The sequence below is a fragment of the Nitrospirota bacterium genome, assembly GCA_015233895.1.
In the GTDB taxonomy this organism is placed as follows: domain Bacteria; phylum Nitrospirota; class Thermodesulfovibrionia; order Thermodesulfovibrionales; family Magnetobacteriaceae; genus Magnetomonas.
Map to the genome: position 1 here is coordinate 24340 of JADFXG010000016.1, position 17959 is coordinate 42298.

Below are 17959 nucleotides of genomic sequence, written 5' to 3' on the forward strand. Positions count from 1 at the left end.
GGAGAGGTCATTATACTCTCCCTTAACCCCTCTTTCTCTTACAAATCTGGAATAATTCCTGTTAATCTAAAAACCATAGTGATTACCGTCATTACAAGTATATCCAGCAAGATTGCGTTTAGGATTGGTAGTGCCCTGAAAACATGACATCCCTAATGATTCACATGTTACAGAGTTACCGGTTATTTCCATTTTCAGGCCATATGAGATACTACTACCGCTTGTATCACCTGCTATATTAACTGAGGTTGAACCTGATTGAATACTTTGGCCTGTGAAAGTTAATAGTGCTGTTTGTTTGCCTGATATAGAAATTGTTGTTGAATTAGCAATCTGAGCAGGCGATGTGGATGAATTATTAGACATTACTGTGAAGGCGGCTGTAGCGCTGCCTGTTGTAGTGTTTGAGAGCCAGCAGTAAGTAACTGAATTGGTATGAGTATTCAAAAAAGGTAAATTGTACGTTGCGGTGCCTGCTTTTACATCCATTTGCCAGGATGTAAAAATAATTAAGGTTTGTATCATAATTATAAGAATTTTTAGCATAGCAAGCCTCCTGCTTTAATATTAAAAATCGTAATGGTTTTTGTTGTCATTACAGGTATATCCCTTAAGGTTTCTTCTGGGGCTGGTAGTGCCCTGAAAACATGACATCCCTATTGATTCACATGTAGCATCTGTGCCGATTGTTGTTAAGAGCATTTTAAGCGCATAAGATATGCTGTTTCCGCTTATGTCGTTTGATAAATCAACAGATGTTGCGCCTGATGTAATACTTAGACCATTGAAAGTTAACATTGTAGTTTTTTTCCCGGCTATGAAAATATTTGTTGAACTAGCAGTCTGAGACGGCAATGCAGATGAGTTGTTTGACATAACAGTAAAGGTCGCGGTAGCGGTTTCCGTCAGGGTGTTTGAAAGCCAACAGTAAGTGGCTACATTGGAATTTGTATTTAAAAACGGTATGTTGTATGTGACTGAGGAACCGGCATTATTAGCTGAAGATGAGTTAAGATACGCGGAAAGCCCATAGTTGTAGTATGATTTTGCAAACTTACCATAAATAGCAATTCTGGTAGAGCTGTTACAGGAGTTGGATGTATCACTGCCATACAATTGACCGACAATTTTACCGGATGACTTTAACATAAGAGGGGAGCCGGATGACCCATTTTCAATTATCCCTGAGGTAAAATTTATTGTTGCAAAACCTTCATTATTTATGCCACTCCATAAAATAGAAGTTGAGTAAACTGAGCCCTCGGCAATTCTTTCATAACTGCCCTTCGGATAATGAATACCATCCACTGTTTCGCTAATATCGTTAGTAGTCCAGCCAAGATAATATGTGCCCGCAGGAGGGTTGCTATGAAGCTTAAGTAGCGTAAAGTCAGTGCCGTCAGAAGCAGATGTGCCTGCAATATAATCAGAACCATCTACCCATGATGTATTTGAAATACTTGGTACTGTACCGTTACATAAACTGGTTCTGTAACCGAAATAGGCAACAAGAGTGCTGGCTTCTGTGCCGGAGGATATACAATGGTTGGCTGTGAGAAACCAGTTTGTGTTAGAGGCGGCTGTGTCGGCTATCATGGAGCCTGAGCAAAGGTAGCCACCGTCGCTTTTTTCAAAATAAATTAAAGCCACTGCGTTTTTATATGATGCGGCTGTCGAGGATGAGCAATTTACGTCAACATTACAAGAGAGCTCTGAGGAGTTTGTGCCCGTACTTAGAGGATTAATAAAACCATAACTTATTTTATCAATAACAAGGTCTGAGACATCGGCAAAATTGTCTCCCACTACCTCTACAAAAAGAAAATCCCCTGCTACCGGAGGTCCCCAGAATCCGTCCCCCTTATGTTTGGTGCTATTGTCTGTCACAGGCCCGCGTGCCGAGGACTGTCCATCCACACCATAAATAAACACGCTGACATTTGATGGAATTGTTAAAAAGTGTGGCCTGATAAACACAGCATCCTTAGCATAGATGGCTACGCGCTTTGAACTTAAACCGCCCTTTGTTTGTAATTGTCTCATATATGGTGTAAACATAGACTTGCCAGCCTCTGGTATATCAATATGAGTGGAAACCTGGTACTGTTTAGTTTCCGTAGAGGATTCAGATTTCAGTTTATTCACCTTATCAGTTGGAATAGGTATCGTTAACGTTTCAGAGGGTTGTCTTTGAGTGTTAAAATTAAGTGTTTGTATGTAAGGATCAGCCTTTACAGGCGCAGAGGTAACCCGTCTGCTTGGTGAGGTGCTTATAGCCTCAGCATAAGCTGCCGGTATTAAAAAAAGCGCAATTAAAAAAGCCGTTAATTGGCAGTTTCTACTAAATATCATATTAAAGCCTCAATTTTAATGTTACAAGCTATGGAACCGTATCACGGAGATATAGTAATTGTACTGTGCTCACACTTTAAATTCGGCAGAAAGTATAAAATTCTTTAGCAGGTTTCAACAACAACAGCAGAGGACTGGCCACCTACGCCATAACTTACGGACAGAAACGAATTTCCTTTTGCAGAGGCTTGTATATGGTCATCAGAAATCAGTATTGTCTTATTATCGCCAGAGTCAATAAAAGTTTTATCTAACGAGGAGAAATTGGGAGTAGCCGGAATTATCATGGCCTCTTGTGTTTTTATGCCTATGATTATCTCTCCTATGTCACTGGCAGCTCCCATGTGTCCTGTGTAGGGTTTCATACCGCAAACGGGTGTTGGTTTTCCGTTTATGATTGAAAGTACTGAACGTATCTCTGAGGCATCACCTTTTTTTGTGCCGCTTCCGTGAGGACTTATAAATGACAGAGAGGATACCTCTGTGTTGGATTGCCGGAGAGCCGTAAGCATACACTTTTCTATGACTTTTTCCGGGACACTTATAGAGGGAGTATCGGAGAGCTCCACAAAGTTTCCAACCCCTCTGATAAAACCGTAAATTTTAGCGCCACGGCTTTTGGCAATATCGTAGCGCTCAAGCAATATGGCAGCACCTCCCTCGCCAGCAATAAAACCATCACGTCTTCTGTCAAATGGCCTGAATGATGCTGCCCCTGCACTGCAGGCCGATAGCAAACCAAGACCCTCCATCTCATACATCGGCACAGGGGAAAGCCAACTACCACAGCCCACAGCTAGTGCAATATCGGCACGCCCCTGATTAATACTGCGCAGCGCAAGTTCAAGAGCCTGCCCCCCGCAAGGGGACAAACTTGAAAGCGTTGTGTTTGGCCCCTTAAAATCCAACACAGCAGAAAGTACACTGAACAAGTTATTTGATATGGATTCAAGCAGGAAAAAAGGACTAACCTTAGCCAGTGCCGATTTGTTGAGTTTTTCATAATCTATTACATTACCTGTCACTGCTGCAGCCGCCTGTGTGGCAGGATACATGAAATCATAACCGACTTTTGTGAAATCTCCGGTTGCTATGTAAAGTGCCCGGCGACCGGGAGAAATTCCGACAGAGCAGCTCTCAGGAGTCAAACCGGCATCTTTAATTGCATTTAGTGCGGCACTTAGGCCTAAAGTTGAGCCTCGGTTTAAAAACTTCATCTGACCGGCAAGTTTAGCAGGTATTTCAAAATCATAACTTAAGTTATTAACAACTCCCTGATACTTATATATCCCGCCGCTGCCTGCTCTCTCCTTTATACCGGTCTGTTTGTCCTTAACAGCTCTTATGTGCTCATCTGCTCCTTTTCCAACAGATGTGATTATTCCAAGCCCTGTGATTGCTGCCTCTTTCAATTTTAATGTGCCTCCAAGCTCAAAGCTGAAAATCCCGCCTTAAAACCTTATACATATGCTCTATGTCGGAGGGAGTCTCCAGTTGGTCTAACTCTACAGTAGTACCTGAAAACACGGTAGTTACTTTCTTTTTTCCTAAAACTTGTCCGGTTGCTGAGAAAGTCAGCCTCCCGTTTTCATCCCTGTTTGTAAGAGTAACCTCAAGTTCCACCTGATCGCCGGCAAGGGCAAAACTATAAAATTTCGCTTTTTCTATCTGCTCAGGCAAAAACCACTCTTTGAACTCACTTGTTGCTCCAACAAGCCAGCCAGCCAGTTGAACAAACGACTCAATAAGCATAACGCCCGGCATCACAGGATTTCGAGGGAAATGAAACTCCAGGAAATCCTCAGACATGGCGACGTTTTTGATCCCCTTGATTGATTTACCGGGAATTACCTCGACTATTCTGTCTATCAGTAAAAACCGCATGGTTTTATGCCTCCGGTGCCGATATTAATGTGACCATAGAGACGGCATAATCACCGCTATGGCTAATGGATACGTTAAAGCTGTTAATCTTCTTTCTCTGAGAAACGCTCTTTACAAACCCATGCAGAGTAATTTCAGGTTTTCCTGAAGGTTTGTTATTTATCTCAATCTGATTTAAAACTCCGAACGCGAAAGTGCCTGTAAACCCAAGGCCAAGCGCTTTCAGACATGCTTCTTTAGCCGCAAACCTGCCAGCAAGCCTGTCCACAGATTTCCTGTATTCTTTTGAGGAGGCGATTTCACAGGCTGTAAAAATATCACCTGCCGCAGCTGCATGTCTTTCGCAAAACTGCTTAAACTTTGGTATGTTTATAATGTCTATGCCCTGATATAGCACCATTTCTAAGACACACTCATGCCGCCGTCAACGGCTATAATCTGTCCGGTTATGTATGAGGCGCTGGAGGAGGCTAAAAATGCTACAATTCCTGCAACATCGGAGGGTGTGCCGAATCTGCCCATAGGAATTGTTTTAAGAATCTGCTCCCCTGCCCGCTTTCTGACCCTTGCACTCATATCGGTTTCAATCATACCGGGTAAAATCGCATTTACTGTTATCCCCTTAGGAGCAAGCTCAACGGCACACGCTTTTGTGAATGATACAACACCACCCTTAGAGGCTGCATAGTTAGTTTGCCCGCGTGAACATTTTATAGCCGATATGGATGAAATATTTATGATTGCTCCTCTGTGTTTACCCATCATTATTTCTGAGGCAAACTTAGTGCAGTAAAATGTGCCCTTAAGGTTTACATCCAACACTTTGTCCCAGTCTGAGGGCTCCATTGCCATAAGCAGAGTGTCTTTGATAATCCCTGCATTGTTAACTAAGATATCCGGGCCCTTATGTGCAGCGGTAATCTCCTTAAACATGGCAATCACCTCGGTATAGTTTGAGACATCTGCTTTGATTACATCAGCCATCGGTGAAAGCTCATCTTTAAGCACCTGAGCGGCATCGGCTGACTTTGCGTAGTTAATGATGACAAATGCTCCGGCTTCTTTCAAAGCAGTACAGATCTCCCGTCCTATACCTCTTGCGCCCCCAGTAACAAGAGCAATCTGCCCATTTAAATCAGTTTTCATAAGCACAGTTATACTAACTTATCGGGGTACTTCTTTACAATAACGGAGGCATTTTGTCCGCCAAAGCCAAACGAGTTGGAAAGAGCGGCTCTTACAGTTTTCATGCGTTTGACGTTAGGGACGTAATCAAGGTCGCACTTAGGGTCGGGGTTTGTGAGATTTATAGTAGGATGAATTTCGTCGTTATGAGTGCTTAACACTGTAAATATGAATTCAGGGCCCCCAGAGGCTGCAAGCAAATGTCCTGTCATAGACTTACTTGAACTAATGCAAATGTCCTTAGCGTGCTGATTAAAAACTCTCTTTATGGCAATGGTCTCAGCAGTGTCGTTAAGTTTTGTGCTGGTACCGTGAGCGTTTATATAGTCAATGGAATCAAGAGCGATACCGGAATCTGTCAGCGCTGCGCGCATGGAGGCCTCAGCTCCTGAGCCATCCGGCTGAGGGGCTGTAACCTGAAAGGCATCCATAGAGGAGCCGTACCCGGCGACTTCACAGTAGATTTTAGCACCCCTGCTTAGAGCATGTTGGAGCTCTTCTAGGATTACAATTCCAGCGCCTTCACCCATAACCAGCCCTGAGCGCTTTTTATCAAAAGGCCGGCACGCAAGCTCAGGTTTATCTGTTGATACAGAGGCAGCTCCCAAAAGCACAAAAAATACAAGCCCTATGGGGTTTATCATAGAATCTGCTCCGCCTGCCGCTATCACATCCTGCTCACCGCGTTTAATCAATCCGTAAGCCGTACCTATAGCCTGTGTAGCCGAGGCACAGGCAGTTGTAACGGTAGCATTTACACCGTTTAAGTTAAACTTTTTAGCTATCAAAGCGGCTGCCCGGTTGGAGTTGTTTTTAAGCATTGATTCCTGATGGATTTCCTTTGTGATTTGCAAATAGCTCTCGTAATCAAACTTTTTGCCGGTACTAACATGGCAATAAATATCTTCAAGCCTGTTTACAGGAGCGCCTGCCGCAAGCACCGTACCGAATCGCCACCTATTACCGGAAAAAGGTAAAAGGACAGCGTCCTCAAGCGCCCGTTTAGCTGCCCAAAGGGCAAACAGAGTCCGTTTTTCTCCGGCTCTCTCAATGTCTTTATGAAACTCAGCCTCTATGCGGCTTAAATCACTCTCTGAAACAGCCGCTACAGACTGAACCGGTGAGTTTTCAGCGCCATTTAGATTAAGTTTATGAACTCCGGAGACACCACTTAGTACCTTGTCCCAACACTCGCTGACTTCAAGTCCCAGAGCAGTGGCAAGCCCAAGCCCTGTCACCACAACACGTCTTTTGCCCGGTGTTGTCATGGTGTTATTTTGGCACTTTCTATTTTGAGTGGTCAAGAGGATTATGGAGGTAATCAAGTTTCATTTTGCTTAATTACTACATTTTTATTTTGACTTAGTTTGTAACTTAGTCTATATTAAAGCATTCTTATATTGAATTAGGAGTTTAATCAGCCCATGGGAAAAAAGTTAGGCCAGCATTTCCTTTATGATGAGGGGATTCTTTCGAATATAGTTTCTGCCTCAGGTATAACGAATGAGGACGTGGTTGTTGAAATCGGACCGGGGACAGGTTCTCTGACACAGAAGCTTGTAGAGACTGCCGGTAAAGTCATAGCGATTGAACTTGACCGTCTGCTTTATGACCGTCTTTGCAAGCGTTTTCCACCGCGGGCTGATTTTCAGTTAGTCCACGCTGACGCCATGAAGTTTGATTATTCAGGCATTACGAGTTTTAAAGCCATGGGGAATATCCCTTACTACATAACAACACCGCTGATTTTCAGGCTTCTCGAGGAAAGACCCCGTCTGAGCTCAATGGCGTTTACTATGCAAAAAGAGGTTGCAGAGCGGATTGCATCCCCTCCGGGCAATAAGTCCTACGGCGCCCTGTCTGTTGTGATTCAGTACATTGCCTTACCCAGTATAAAGTTTATCATATCAAGGAATGCCTTTAGGCCGCCCCCTGCGGTTGACTCTGCCTTTATCGTGATAGATATGTTAAAGTCACCGGCTGCAATGGTTGATAATGAAAAAATATTTTACAAAACAGTAAAAACCGCTTTTTCACAAAGGCGAAAAACCATTTTAAACAGCCTTAAAACACTGTTTCCCTCCGTAAGAGATGTCCTTTCTGAATTAAAAATAAATGAAATGGCAAGGCCCGAAACTCTCTCAGTACATGAGTTTGCAGCTATAGCTAACAATTTATATAATAATTCTCATTAGTTGTAGATTTGAAATACTCCCATTTATTATCAAAAATAATTTTAGGTTAAGTACATAAAACAGCTTGATTTTTTTTATTATATATGTTATGCTTAGCTTAGGACGATGTTGGTATTTGATAGGATACGGCGGGATGGCATAAGAGCCGGAACGGTGACGCTTGCTTTTAGGTATTGGGATACATTTAAGTTTCTGAAGGGTAAAATCTACAGAGCACAAAATGTCGGTTATCTTAGAGTGCTTGATGTTAACTTTAAAGATATCGCTGATATAACAGAAGAGGAGATACGGTGCGCTGGTTACGAGACGTTTGAGGATTTCCGATTCCATTTTATGAAAGCCCTTGATGTGGACATTGAGTGCAGTTATGAGACGGAAAGGGCTGTCCGCATTGAGTTTGAATATCTTGGTGAGAATATTGAAGACTATCAAAGAGCTATGGGTAATATTAAGGAGTCAGATATCTTCAATATAAAAGAGCAGTTGCTTATGCTGGAGCAAAAGAGTTTCAAGCCGTGGATAGCAAAAACATTACAACTGCTTAAACAGCAAGGGCATGTGCGCTTTAAAGACCTTGAAAAACCGGTTGACATTCCCTCTGATATGATAAAAATGTTTATGGTTAAGTTAAAACAACTGCAACTAATATCCAGCAGTGAAGCTCAGGGCTATTCCATTACACCGCTTGGAACTAAGGTACTTAAGCACTTAAACAGCAGATACAACGATATACACGAGTTAACTGAAGTCGCAAAGGGCGATGACAGCTATTAATTAGTTTTACGATGTCCTCGCTTACCGTTTCCTCCACACACCTTACATGTTTTTTTTCAGCTCGCAGTGAATAATATAACGGTTTTAAAGACCATTGATTCTGTGTTAGGCAGAGCACTTGCCGTTATGCTGCCAGCGGTGCGTAAAAAACCGCATAGATGTCTGAAATCACCCCAATCAGCGCTAATTATAAGACCGGGAGGTATTGGGGATGCCGTATTGTTGATTCCTGCGATTGAGGAGCTAAAAAAGAAATATCCTGATCTTAAAACAGATATTCTTTGCGAAAAACGAAACTCAGGCATTTTCACTATCTATACCGGTGTAAATAAACTCTATCTCTACGACAAAGCCACTGATTTGCTCAATTGTTTTAAAAACAGTTACGATATCATTATAGATACCGAACAATGGCACAGATTGTCGGCACTGTTGAGTTATTTTATGAAAGCCGCCATAAAAGTAGGGTTTAACACTAACGAAAGAGGAAAGTTTTTCACTCACAAGACCGACTACAGCCATGATACTTACGAGGCAGACAGTTTTCTTTCACTTATCACCACAATTACCGGTAAAGATTATAAATTTACTACCGACGTCCCGTTTCTTAACTCTCCGGCACACCCTGAGAGCCATTTATACGGTAACTATGTGTGCATATTTCCCGGAGCAACAGTTAAAGAAAGACGCTGGGGCGGTCATAATTACGCTAAGACTGCAAAAACAATTATGGATATGGGCTTTAATGTGGTAATCCTTGGAGGCAAATCCGACACAGCGGATGCCGATATAATTATGCAACAGTGCACGGGGGCAGTTAACTACTGTGCCAGAACAACGCTTAAAGAGACTGCCATGCTGCTAAAAGGCTCAAGGGCATTAATCACAGCAGACTCAGGACTTCTACACCTTGCCGCAGCCCTTGGTGTTCCTACGGTTTCGCTGTTTGGTTCCGGTATTGAAAAGAAATGGGGGCCAAAGGGTAAAATTCATGCTATTTTGAATAGAAACCTGCCCTGCAGCCCATGCACAAAGTTTGGCTACACTCCGGCATGTAAATTTGCGCAAAAGTGCATCAGAGAAATAACCGTCAATGACGTTTTAGACCAGCTCAGACTTATTACCACTGCTTCTTAAAAGAGTCCTTATCAAAAGGTTTATTGACAGGGTCAAAATGTGATTCCTTGTTTTTAAACATATTAACTGACCCTTTGTTCAGCGCCCTGTAGAGAATGCTGAGTGGGTACAGAAACAGAAAGAATATAAGTGAGAGTAGAATCTTACTGTTAAACGTGCCGATAAGGTGGGCTAATTTAAGCCAAAGCTCAGCTATTTTTGCGCCAAGCTTTAATTCCAGCACATTTATAGCAATAAAAAACACCGCAAGTAACAGAAAAGCCGGTTTTTTAAACACTATAAACGCTACCAACGATGCCAGCGCCAAAACGTCTATCGTTTTTAATATTTCATTTTTATCTTTCATGTTATCTCTAAAACAGTGTATAAATAAAAGGAGCCACTGCAGAGCCGCCCGCAAACACGATTAACAAACTTATCAGTAACAGTACGATTATTATAGGCAAAAGCCAAAACTTCTTTCTTTCTTTTAAAAAATCCCAAAGCTCTTTCAGAATCCCCATCAGTTACCTCCTAATTTGTAGATTATATCCTAATCCAGTACAAATTCATTTTTCCAGTTTCCTTTCTCAGGCAAAGGTGGCTGAGCTGACTTATCAAACATAAAATTACCCATTACGAGGCAATCCATATCGGTTCTCATAAAACACCGGTAAGCATCCTCCGGAGTGCACACAATTGGCTCCCCTCGTACGTTAAAACTTGTATTAACAACGAGCGAATAGCCGGTTTTTTCCTTGAATTTATGAATCAGCGAATAATACTGCGGATTAGTTTCTTTGTGTACGGTTTGAAGCCTTGCTGAATAATCCAGATGAGTTACGCCTGGAATATCAGAACGTATAAAATAGAGTTTATCCCTGACCGATAAGTTTTCATAACCCACAGGCAGCGGAATTTGCCTTTCCTTAACAACATCGGCAACAAACATCATGTATGGCGAGGGAGTTTCTATGCTAAAGTACTGAGACACATCCTCATACAAAACGGATGGGGCAAAGGGTCTGAATCCCTCCCTGTATTTAATTTTTAGATTAAGCCGCTTTTGCATCTCCCTGTCTCTGGGGTCTGCTACTATACTGCGGTTGCCCAGAGCGCGCGGCCCCCACTCCATCCGTCCCTGAAACCATCCGGCCACTTTGCCATCGGCAAGAGCTGAGGCGGTCTGTTGGCATAGCGCATCAAAGTCCTCATAAAATGTATATGGCGCTTTATATTTCCGGGCAGTTAGTTTAATATCCAAATCACTAAACTCGGGGCCAAGGTACGCTCCCTGCATCAAGTCCATGACAGAAAAATCAACTGTGCGGTTTTGCCCGTCATACATAAAATGAGCGGCATATGCAGCGCCAAGAGCTCCTCCGGCATCCCCAGCGGCAGGCTGTATCCAGATATTTTCAAACACTTTTTCAAGCAGGAGTTTAGAGTTGGCTACACAGTTAAGCGCCACACCTCCGGCCATGCAGAGATTTTTTGAACCAGTCAGTTTTTTTGCCGTTTGTGCCATCTTTATTACAATATCTTCAGTTACCTCTTGAATGGCAAGTGCCAGGTCACCGTGACACTGAACTAATTCCTCCTCAGCACCCCTGCGTTTAAAACCAAATAGTTTTGCCCATTGAGTATCGTTAACCATGGATAGCCCTGTTGCGTATTGAAAATAATCCTGATTTAAAAACACCGAGCCGTCCTCTTTAACGTCTATCAGCGTCTTAAGGATGATGTCTTTAAACCGGGCAACTTGAGAGCTTTGTCTGTTGCCATACGGGGCAAGTCCCATTAGTTTGTATTCGCCGGAGTTTACCTTAAAGCCAAGAAAATAAGTAAAAGCCGAGTATAGGAGACCAAGGGAGTGGGGAAATTTCATTTCCCTAAGCATTGTAACGTTATTGCCTTTCCCATAAGAAATGGAGGCCGTAGCCCACTCTCCAACACCGTCCACGGTTAACACAGCCGCCTCTGAAAACGGGCTTGGATAAAACGCTGAGGCGCCATGAGACAAATGGTGCTCAGAAAACAAAAGAAGAGGTCTTTCCTTCTGGAGTTTGCCAATTTTTGAAAGCTCATCAGTCAGGAGTTTACGTAAAAACAGTTTTTCTTTAAGCCAAACCGGAATCGCCGAAATAAAAGAGCGCACTCCCTTTGGCGCAAAGTTATAGTAGGTTTCAAGGAGGCGCTCAAACTTAAGCAGCGGCTTATCGTAAAAGATAACGATGTCAACCTCAGATATGTCAAATCCTCCGTATTTCAGACAGAACTCAATAGCATGTTTGGGAAAAGACGGGTCGTGCTTTTTTCTGGTAAAACGCTCCTCATGAGCTGCCGCAACGATATATCCGTTATTTAACAAAGCGGCAGCAGAGTCATGGTAAAACGCAGAAATCCCCAGTATTACTTTACCCATTGGTTAGTCTTCTTAGAAGCAAACACTATACGAGTTCTTGAGCTCATTGCAAGGAAATTGTACTATACATTGAAACTAAAAGGCTATCATATTCCTTTTTTCTTGTTCTTATAAATTAGGTAGATAACACCAACAACTATAGCCGCTATGAACAGTAGGGGGCAACCCCCTGTGACTGCCCTATAACTCAAAAAAATTTTAGCGACCCCGTCATTTAATTGACGAGACGATGCTTATCGTCCAGCTAAAATCATAATCAGTACCTGTAGCGATATTTTGTTCAATCAGATAACACATTGAAAACAAAAGAATAATTCCACACAACAGAAAATATTTCCTAAATTTACCAAAAAACCGGTTTTATTTCATTTTTGGCACTATAATTGCTATAATTTGTCTATTAGTAAGTAATAATATGTACCCTTAACGTTAATTGATAAAAAGGGGGGGTAATTTTAATGGATAAGCAAACTGTTAGTACAAAGACTAAAACTGAGCAAGCATCTGCAGATGACATAAGGGCTGAGATGGCAAGGTTTGAGAAATTTATTGACAGCGCCTTTAAGAGGTTAAGCAAGCAGGTGGAGATTCTGGAGGCAATAGAGGCCTCGGTTGAGTCAAAAATCGCAAACCTTGAGCGCCTCATGCACGTCAACGATTGTCTCAGCAGTCAGCCATCGGAATCAAACCGCCGGTACGAGGTAGTGGCGCTTGCTCGCAGAGGACTTAAGATTGATGAGATAGCCGACATTTTGGGCATCACTCAGGGTGAGGTCGAACTTATCCTGAATCTTAATTTTTAATGTCTGATTGAGAAATTGACAACCTCCGATAGATTTAAACTTAAAAGCCGTACGGTGGTGATGGTCTGTTGTTTTATAGTCCTTTCCATTGCAATCAGGGTTGTTAATATAAACTCACCTCTTTTTGAGGAGCATGATTTCAGGCAAACTCAGACCGCCTTAACCATCCGGAATTTTGTAGAGGAGGGGATTAAGTTTTTTGAATATGAAACCCCGCTTTTTGGCCCTCCGTGGAGAGTGCCATTTGAATTTCCAACTTTTCAAATATCCGCAGCTCTCCTTAATAGATCAGGTATCAAAAATATTGACGTTGCGGGTCGGATTACCAACATTTTTTATTTTTATATATCAGCACTGTTTTTATATCTGATTTCAACACGCTTTTTTAAGGAAAAACAACAGCCATTTTTTATCTTGTTTTATTATCTTTTCAATCCCTACAGCATATATTGGAGCCGCACATGTATGATTGATTACTGTTCGGTTGCGTTTTCCACGGGTTATCTGTTTTTTCTCATCAGGTGGCTTGAAAGCAGAGAAAAGCCGCTTTCCTCTGCTTTTTTTTATCTTTCATTAATTTTTGGAATATTTGCGTATTTAACCAAAATCACTACCGTGTTTGTTTTTATTCCTTTGATGGCTGCTTTTTCAGTATATCAGCTTTGGGTCAGAGCTGATAACAGCAATGCTTTGTTATCGGGTGAGTTCTTAAGTAAAAACAAAAAAATTGCCGCTCTGATTGTTCTTGTTTTTATAATTCCGCTTATTTTGGGTTACGCATGGGTGCTCTACACTGACTACGTTAAAAACTCATCACCTTTTACCGCATGGCTGACCTCAAAAAATCTCTCAGACTGGAACTATGGCACTCTCAAACAAAGGCTTGACATCACAAACTGGTTAAAAATATCAGGCTTTTTACACGTCATGGTGCCTGGATTTTTAGCGCTTTTCATCCCATTTGGTTTTTGGTACACTCTGAAAGAAAATAAAAAGACCGCACTTTTTTTTCTCTTTAGCCTTACAGGGATTATTTTTGAAATTTCCTCCTTTTTCAATCTGTACGTAATTCATAACTATTACCTGATGGCAGTAAGCCCGATGGTTTCTATAGTGATTGGAACTTCTCTTTATGCATTTTTTTATAAATTCATAAGAGGAAACAAAATTGTTCTTTTTATTGCAGTCACTTTTATTACATTAACAGTGCTTCCAGTGGCAATTACTAAGCTACGGTTCCCTCTTACTCAAAACGAATACAATTCCAGAATGTCCCTTACAAATTTTCTATCATCCATAACCGGGCAAAACGAATACATAATTATTACTGATGTTGACTGGAACTCTCGAATTTTATACTACTCAAACAGAAAAGGTTTTATGCTGCGTGACAAGTACAGGCCGGAAATGGGGGAGTTTTTCAAAAAATATAACTTTACCACAATCTTAAACGTAACACCCAATCCGGAGCTTTTGTCAAACTGGAAATACATCCTGGAGGTTGACTCCCAATCCACTGCCAAAAACAGGTTTCATATTTTTAAAGTAACCGATAACCCTGAGACCCTGCAAAATTGGAGAGAACAGTTCGGTTTGACAAACAACCGGCAGGACAAATAGACACAAAGATGTCCGGACTTTTCATATCAGTTATAACACCGTCTTTAAACAGTGCAAGATACATCAAAGATGCCATTGAAAGTGTGCTTTCTCAGGGGTATCCGAATTTTGAACACATTGTGGTGGATGGCGGCTCAACGGATGAAACGTTAGAAATACTCAAAAGCTATCCCCACCTTAAATGGATATCTGAGCCTGACAGTGGGCAGTCGGATGCAATGAACAAGGGGTTTTCTATGTGTAGGGGGGACATTGTCGTTTATTTAAACAGCGATGACTACTTAGAGCCGGGGGCTTTCAGTGCAGTGTTGCCATATTTTGAAAGAGGCGGGAAATTTGTCGTAGGCAATGTGCGGGTACTTAGTGAAAATGGAACTTTTTGGATAAATGAGCCTCATGTTGATTTTAGTTCAATGCTCAGGTGGTGGAGGTTTAACTCATTTTGCTATAACCCAGGGGGGTATTTCTTTCTAAAGGAGGTGCTTGATACAGTCGGGCTTTTCGATACCCAAAACCACTACACTATGGATTGGGATTTCCTGCTAAGGTCTGCCTTGCGTTATAAGTTTTGTAAAATTGATGTATTACTTGCAACCTATCGCCGTTTTGACGGCACAAAGTCCAAAGAAAACATATGTTTTGAAAATAATCTTTTTACGTTTTCCAAAGTGTACTGGAAATACCTGCCAGTTTTTGAGCGTGTGAAGATATTTATCGAATTTAACTGCATAGATATTATCCGTTTTAACCGGTTCATCGGTAAGGCAGCACATTTCGTATATTTTGTGAAGTTTCAAATCATTGATACTATGGAGTTTCTTGAAAGGTTCTTTATTCTTAATTTTGTTAAGAATATTGCCATATTTGGGGCAAGCCCGGAGGGTGAAAAATTCCTAATAAAGTGCAGAAGAAAGAGCGTGGATGTTAAATTTTTCATAGATATATCAGTTGAGGCCGATTCCTTTAACGGGCTTCCCCTGTATGATCTCAATAAGTGCACAGATGATAGATGCTTTGCTGACATTGATGCCATACTTATAGCCGACAGCAAAAGAAAAAACAAAATAAAACGTATGCTGGATTCAACAGGATTTAAAAAGCCGATTGCCTGATAAGAAATCAAATTAGACATCGCAACATTTATTCTTTACAAGGGATTAGATATTATGTTAACATCACACAGGTTATTATAAATAAATATTAAAGACACTATGAAGAAGAGGGGGTGATAAATTGACTCAGACTAAAGAGAGCAAGCTGGCTATGATAACAGAGTTCAGGGTTCACGAGAAAGATACAGGCTCTCCGGAGGTTCAGATAGCTCTTCTGAATGACAGGATGAAGTATCTTTCTGAGCATTTCAGGTTTCATACCAAAGACCATCATTCACGCAGGGGTCTGTTAAAAATTGTGGCAAGAAGGAAAAAACTTCTTGACTATTTAAAATCAAAGGATATCAAGCGGTATAAGACATTAATCGAGCGTCTTGGTATCAGAAAGTAGGAGATGACTATTTGAAATCAGTAGAGGTGGAGATACGCGGAAAGAAGTTAGTGCTTGAAACCGGCCTTTTGGCCAAACAATCAGATGGGGCAGTGGTTGCAAAATACGGCAACACGATAGTGCTTGCTACGGCAGTGGCCGACAAGCGGATAGTTGAAGGTAAGGATTTTTTTCCTCTCACCATAGATTATCAGGAAAAGGCTTATGCAGCAGGGAAAATTCCAGGCGGATTTTTAAAAAGAGAGGGCAGACCGTCTGAAAAAGAGGTGCTGACCTCCCGTCTGACAGACAGACCTCTGAGACCTCTGTTTACAAAGGGGTTTAATTCAGAAACTCAGGGAGTGGTGTCACTTTTGTCTTTTGGAGATGAAAACGTATCCGACGTGCTGGGGATAACTGCAATATCAGCTGCTTTAACAATATCGGATATTCCGTTTGAGGGGCCTGTAGCATCAGTCAGAGTGGGACGCATAGACGGTGAGCTCGTGATTAACCCTTCTTTGTCAGAGCTTGAAGGTCTTGACATGAGTCTTGTTGTCGCAGGAACCAAAGATGCCGTGACAATGGTTGAGGGTGGAGCGCTTGAGGTCTCTGAAGAGGTACTCATAGAAGCTATAGACTATGCTCATCAGGAAATCAAAAAAATATGTGCGGCTCAGGAAGAACTCCGCAAGTTGGTTGGTAAACCCAAACGTGATGTGCCTGAGGTCAAAGACAATGGCGAGTTGATTGCCGCCGTCAAAAATTTCTGCCTTGAAAAGATGAATGGTTTGGTAGCTATCCCCGGTAAACTCATAAGGCAGAAGGCACTTGATGGGTTACTTGATGATACCATAAAGGCAATCTGTATTGGTGATAATGAGGGGAAAGAAAGAGTAATCGCAACCATTTTCGAGGACATCGAAAAAGATATCATCAGGAGCATGATTTTAGACAAGGGAACACGCGCAGACGGCAGAGACCTTAACACAGTAAGAAACATAGACTGTTTAGTTGGGTTTTTACCAAAGGTGCACGGTTCGGCTCTGTTTGTAAGAGGCGAAACACAAGCCCTTGTTGCCGTAACTTTGGGGACGTCCTCGGATGAGCAGCGTGTGGATGCACTTGAGGGGGATTCATATAAGTCCTTTATGCTTCACTATAATTTCCCTCCGTTTAGTGTTGGAGAAGTAAAGCCGTTAAAGTCACCCGGAAGGAGAGAAATCGGTCACGGAGCTCTTGCCGAGCGGTCAATAAAACCGGTAATTCCCTCATCAGAGAATTTTCCATACACTATAAGAGTTGTATCGGACATTTTGGAATCAAACGGCTCCTCCTCTATGGCCTCAGTGTGCGGAGCAACGCTTGCGCTTATGGATGCCGGAGTTCCGATTTCAAACCCAGTGGCCGGTATTGCAATGGGACTTGTTAAAGAAGGCGATAAAGTGGCAGTGCTTACGGATATTCTCGGTCTTGAAGATCACCTTGGCGATATGGACTTTAAGGTAGCTGGCACGCAGCACGGAATTACAGCCTTTCAAATGGATGTTAAGATACAGGGCGTCACAAGAGAGATTTTGGTTGATGCGCTTCAGAGGGCTAAAAATGGCCGCTTGCATATCTTAGGGAAAATCACGGAGGCTATTGCCGCACCGAGAGAGAATCTCTCTCCGAATGCTCCAAGAATCCACCAGATGCAGATACGTATGGACAAGATAAAAGACGTAATTGGCTCAGGCGGTAAGGTAATTAAGAGTATTGTTGAACAGACCGGTGCAAAGATTGATATTAATGACGACGGTGTTATCACCATTGCCTCAAGTGACGAGGAATCCCTTACAAGGACAAAGGCTATAATTCTGGGTATTGTAGAGGATGCCGAGGTCGGCAGGATTTATCATGGCAAAGTCAAAAAAATCATGGACTTTGGCGCTTTTGTTGAGATACTACCTGGCACGGACGGGCTTTTGCATATTTCTCAGATAGCAAAAGAGCGGATAAATAAGGTCACGGATGTGTTACAAGAGGGCGATGAGGTAGATGTTAAGGTTATAGAGATAGACAGAGCCGGAAAGATTAAACTCAGCCGGAAAGAGGTATTACTGGAGCAGCAGCAATAGTTA

18 protein-coding genes are annotated in these 17959 nt (G+C 42.1%); 8 read left to right on the forward strand and 10 right to left on the reverse strand.

The window, feature by feature from the left end:
• Positions 1-66: 66 nt before the first annotated feature.
• The 7 genes from HQK88_11195 to HQK88_11225 form a co-directional block, all read right to left on the reverse strand.
• Positions 67-546, reverse strand: a complete 480-nt coding sequence (locus HQK88_11195; GenBank protein MBF0617366.1) for a hypothetical protein — start codon at positions 544-546, stop codon at positions 67-69.
• 21 nt (positions 547-567) lie between these two features.
• Positions 568-2352, reverse strand: a complete 1785-nt coding sequence (locus tag HQK88_11200; protein MBF0617367.1) for a trypsin-like peptidase domain-containing protein — start codon at positions 2350-2352, stop codon at positions 568-570.
• A gap of 104 nt (positions 2353-2456) precedes the next feature.
• Complete coding sequence (locus tag HQK88_11205; GenBank protein MBF0617368.1) at positions 2457-3764, reverse strand: hypothetical protein; 1308 nt, start codon at positions 3762-3764, stop codon at positions 2457-2459.
• 19 nt (positions 3765-3783) lie between these two features.
• Positions 3784-4236: a beta-hydroxyacyl-ACP dehydratase gene (locus HQK88_11210; GenBank protein MBF0617369.1), complete on the reverse strand. Its 453-nt coding sequence runs from the start codon at positions 4234-4236 to the stop codon at positions 3784-3786.
• A 4-nt stretch (positions 4237-4240) separates the two neighbouring features.
• The gene (gene acpS, locus HQK88_11215; protein ID MBF0617370.1) at positions 4241-4636 is read right to left on the reverse strand and encodes a holo-ACP synthase; all 396 of its coding nucleotides are present in this window, start codon (positions 4634-4636) and stop codon (positions 4241-4243) included.
• Between the two features lie 2 nt (positions 4637-4638).
• Positions 4639-5382 carry a 3-oxoacyl-ACP reductase FabG gene (gene fabG / locus HQK88_11220; protein ID MBF0617371.1) on the reverse strand — a complete coding sequence of 248 codons (744 nt, stop codon included), beginning with the start codon at positions 5380-5382 and terminating at the stop codon, positions 4639-4641.
• 8 nt (positions 5383-5390) lie between these two features.
• On the reverse strand, positions 5391-6689 hold the full coding sequence (locus HQK88_11225; protein MBF0617372.1) for a beta-ketoacyl-[acyl-carrier-protein] synthase family protein: 1299 nt from the start codon (positions 6687-6689) through the stop codon (positions 5391-5393).
• Positions 6690-6845: 156 nt separating this feature from the next.
• Between HQK88_11225 and rsmA the strand changes: the two genes are divergently transcribed.
• The 3 genes from rsmA to HQK88_11240 all read left to right on the forward strand — a co-directional run bounded on the left by rsmA (position 6846) and on the right by HQK88_11240 (position 9527).
• Positions 6846-7616 (forward strand): ribosomal RNA small subunit methyltransferase A, encoded by a 771-nt coding sequence (gene rsmA, locus HQK88_11230; protein MBF0617373.1) that lies wholly within the window; start codon positions 6846-6848, stop codon positions 7614-7616.
• A gap of 105 nt (positions 7617-7721) precedes the next feature.
• A complete protein-coding gene (locus HQK88_11235) occupies positions 7722-8390 on the forward strand; it encodes a hypothetical protein (protein MBF0617374.1) in 669 nt (222 codons plus the stop codon).
• Between the two features lie 66 nt (positions 8391-8456).
• On the forward strand, positions 8457-9527 hold the full coding sequence (locus HQK88_11240; protein MBF0617375.1) for a glycosyltransferase family 9 protein: 1071 nt from the start codon (positions 8457-8459) through the stop codon (positions 9525-9527).
• Here the strand turns inward: HQK88_11240 and HQK88_11245 are convergent.
• From HQK88_11245 to HQK88_11255, 3 genes are read right to left on the reverse strand one after another with little or no spacing between them, the layout of a single operon-like run.
• Complete coding sequence (locus HQK88_11245) at positions 9511-9873, reverse strand: hypothetical protein (protein MBF0617376.1); 363 nt, start codon at positions 9871-9873, stop codon at positions 9511-9513. The genes HQK88_11240 and HQK88_11245 overlap by 17 nt on opposite strands.
• Positions 9874-9880: 7 nt before the next feature.
• Positions 9881-10030, reverse strand: coding sequence for a hypothetical protein (locus HQK88_11250; GenBank protein MBF0617377.1), 150 nt, complete (start codon positions 10028-10030; stop codon positions 9881-9883).
• A gap of 29 nt (positions 10031-10059) precedes the next feature.
• Positions 10060-11931: a carbamoyltransferase gene (locus HQK88_11255; GenBank protein ID MBF0617378.1), complete on the reverse strand. Its 1872-nt coding sequence runs from the start codon at positions 11929-11931 to the stop codon at positions 10060-10062.
• Positions 11932-12389: 458 nt separating this feature from the next.
• Between HQK88_11255 and HQK88_11260 the strand changes: the two genes are divergently transcribed.
• From HQK88_11260 to pnp, 5 genes are all read left to right on the forward strand, one after another.
• Complete coding sequence (locus HQK88_11260; GenBank protein ID MBF0617379.1) at positions 12390-12734, forward strand: hypothetical protein; 345 nt, start codon at positions 12390-12392, stop codon at positions 12732-12734.
• Positions 12735-12749: 15 nt separating this feature from the next.
• A complete protein-coding gene (locus tag HQK88_11265) occupies positions 12750-14354 on the forward strand; it encodes a hypothetical protein (protein ID MBF0617380.1) in 1605 nt (534 codons plus the stop codon).
• Positions 14309-15466: a glycosyltransferase gene (locus HQK88_11270; protein ID MBF0617381.1), complete on the forward strand. Its 1158-nt coding sequence runs from the start codon at positions 14309-14311 to the stop codon at positions 15464-15466. Before HQK88_11265 ends, HQK88_11270 begins: the two co-directional genes overlap by 46 nt.
• Positions 15467-15587: 121 nt before the next feature.
• Positions 15588-15857: a 30S ribosomal protein S15 gene (gene rpsO / locus HQK88_11275; protein ID MBF0617382.1), complete on the forward strand. Its 270-nt coding sequence runs from the start codon at positions 15588-15590 to the stop codon at positions 15855-15857.
• 11 nt (positions 15858-15868) lie between these two features.
• Positions 15869-17956 carry a polyribonucleotide nucleotidyltransferase gene (gene pnp / locus HQK88_11280; GenBank protein MBF0617383.1) on the forward strand — a complete coding sequence of 696 codons (2088 nt, stop codon included), beginning with the start codon at positions 15869-15871 and terminating at the stop codon, positions 17954-17956.
• Positions 17957-17959 lie beyond the last annotated feature (3 nt).

Bases quoted from the DNA above. Each gene is read 5' to 3' on its own strand.
- HQK88_11195 (MBF0617366.1), bottom strand. From the start codon at position 546: ATGCTAAAAATTCTTATAATTATGATACAAACCTTAATTATTTTTACA.
- HQK88_11200 (MBF0617367.1), bottom strand. From the start codon at position 2,352: ATGATATTTAGTAGAAACTGCCAATTAACGGCTTTTTTAATTGCGCTT.
- HQK88_11210 (MBF0617369.1), bottom strand. From the start codon at position 4,236: ATGCGGTTTTTACTGATAGACAGAATAGTCGAGGTAATTCCCGGTAAA.
- acpS (MBF0617370.1), bottom strand. From the start codon at position 4,636: ATGGTGCTATATCAGGGCATAGACATTATAAACATACCAAAGTTTAAG.
- fabG (MBF0617371.1), bottom strand. From the start codon at position 5,382: ATGAAAACTGATTTAAATGGGCAGATTGCTCTTGTTACTGGGGGCGCA.
- HQK88_11225 (MBF0617372.1), bottom strand. From the start codon at position 6,689: ATGACAACACCGGGCAAAAGACGTGTTGTGGTGACAGGGCTTGGGCTT.
- rsmA (MBF0617373.1), top strand. From the start codon at position 6,846: ATGGGAAAAAAGTTAGGCCAGCATTTCCTTTATGATGAGGGGATTCTT.
- HQK88_11235 (MBF0617374.1), top strand. From the start codon at position 7,722: ATGTTGGTATTTGATAGGATACGGCGGGATGGCATAAGAGCCGGAACG.
- HQK88_11245 (MBF0617376.1), bottom strand. From the start codon at position 9,873: ATGAAAGATAAAAATGAAATATTAAAAACGATAGACGTTTTGGCGCTG.
- HQK88_11250 (MBF0617377.1), bottom strand. From the start codon at position 10,030: ATGGGGATTCTGAAAGAGCTTTGGGATTTTTTAAAAGAAAGAAAGAAG.
- HQK88_11255 (MBF0617378.1), bottom strand. From the start codon at position 11,931: ATGGGTAAAGTAATACTGGGGATTTCTGCGTTTTACCATGACTCTGCT.
- HQK88_11260 (MBF0617379.1), top strand. From the start codon at position 12,390: ATGGATAAGCAAACTGTTAGTACAAAGACTAAAACTGAGCAAGCATCT.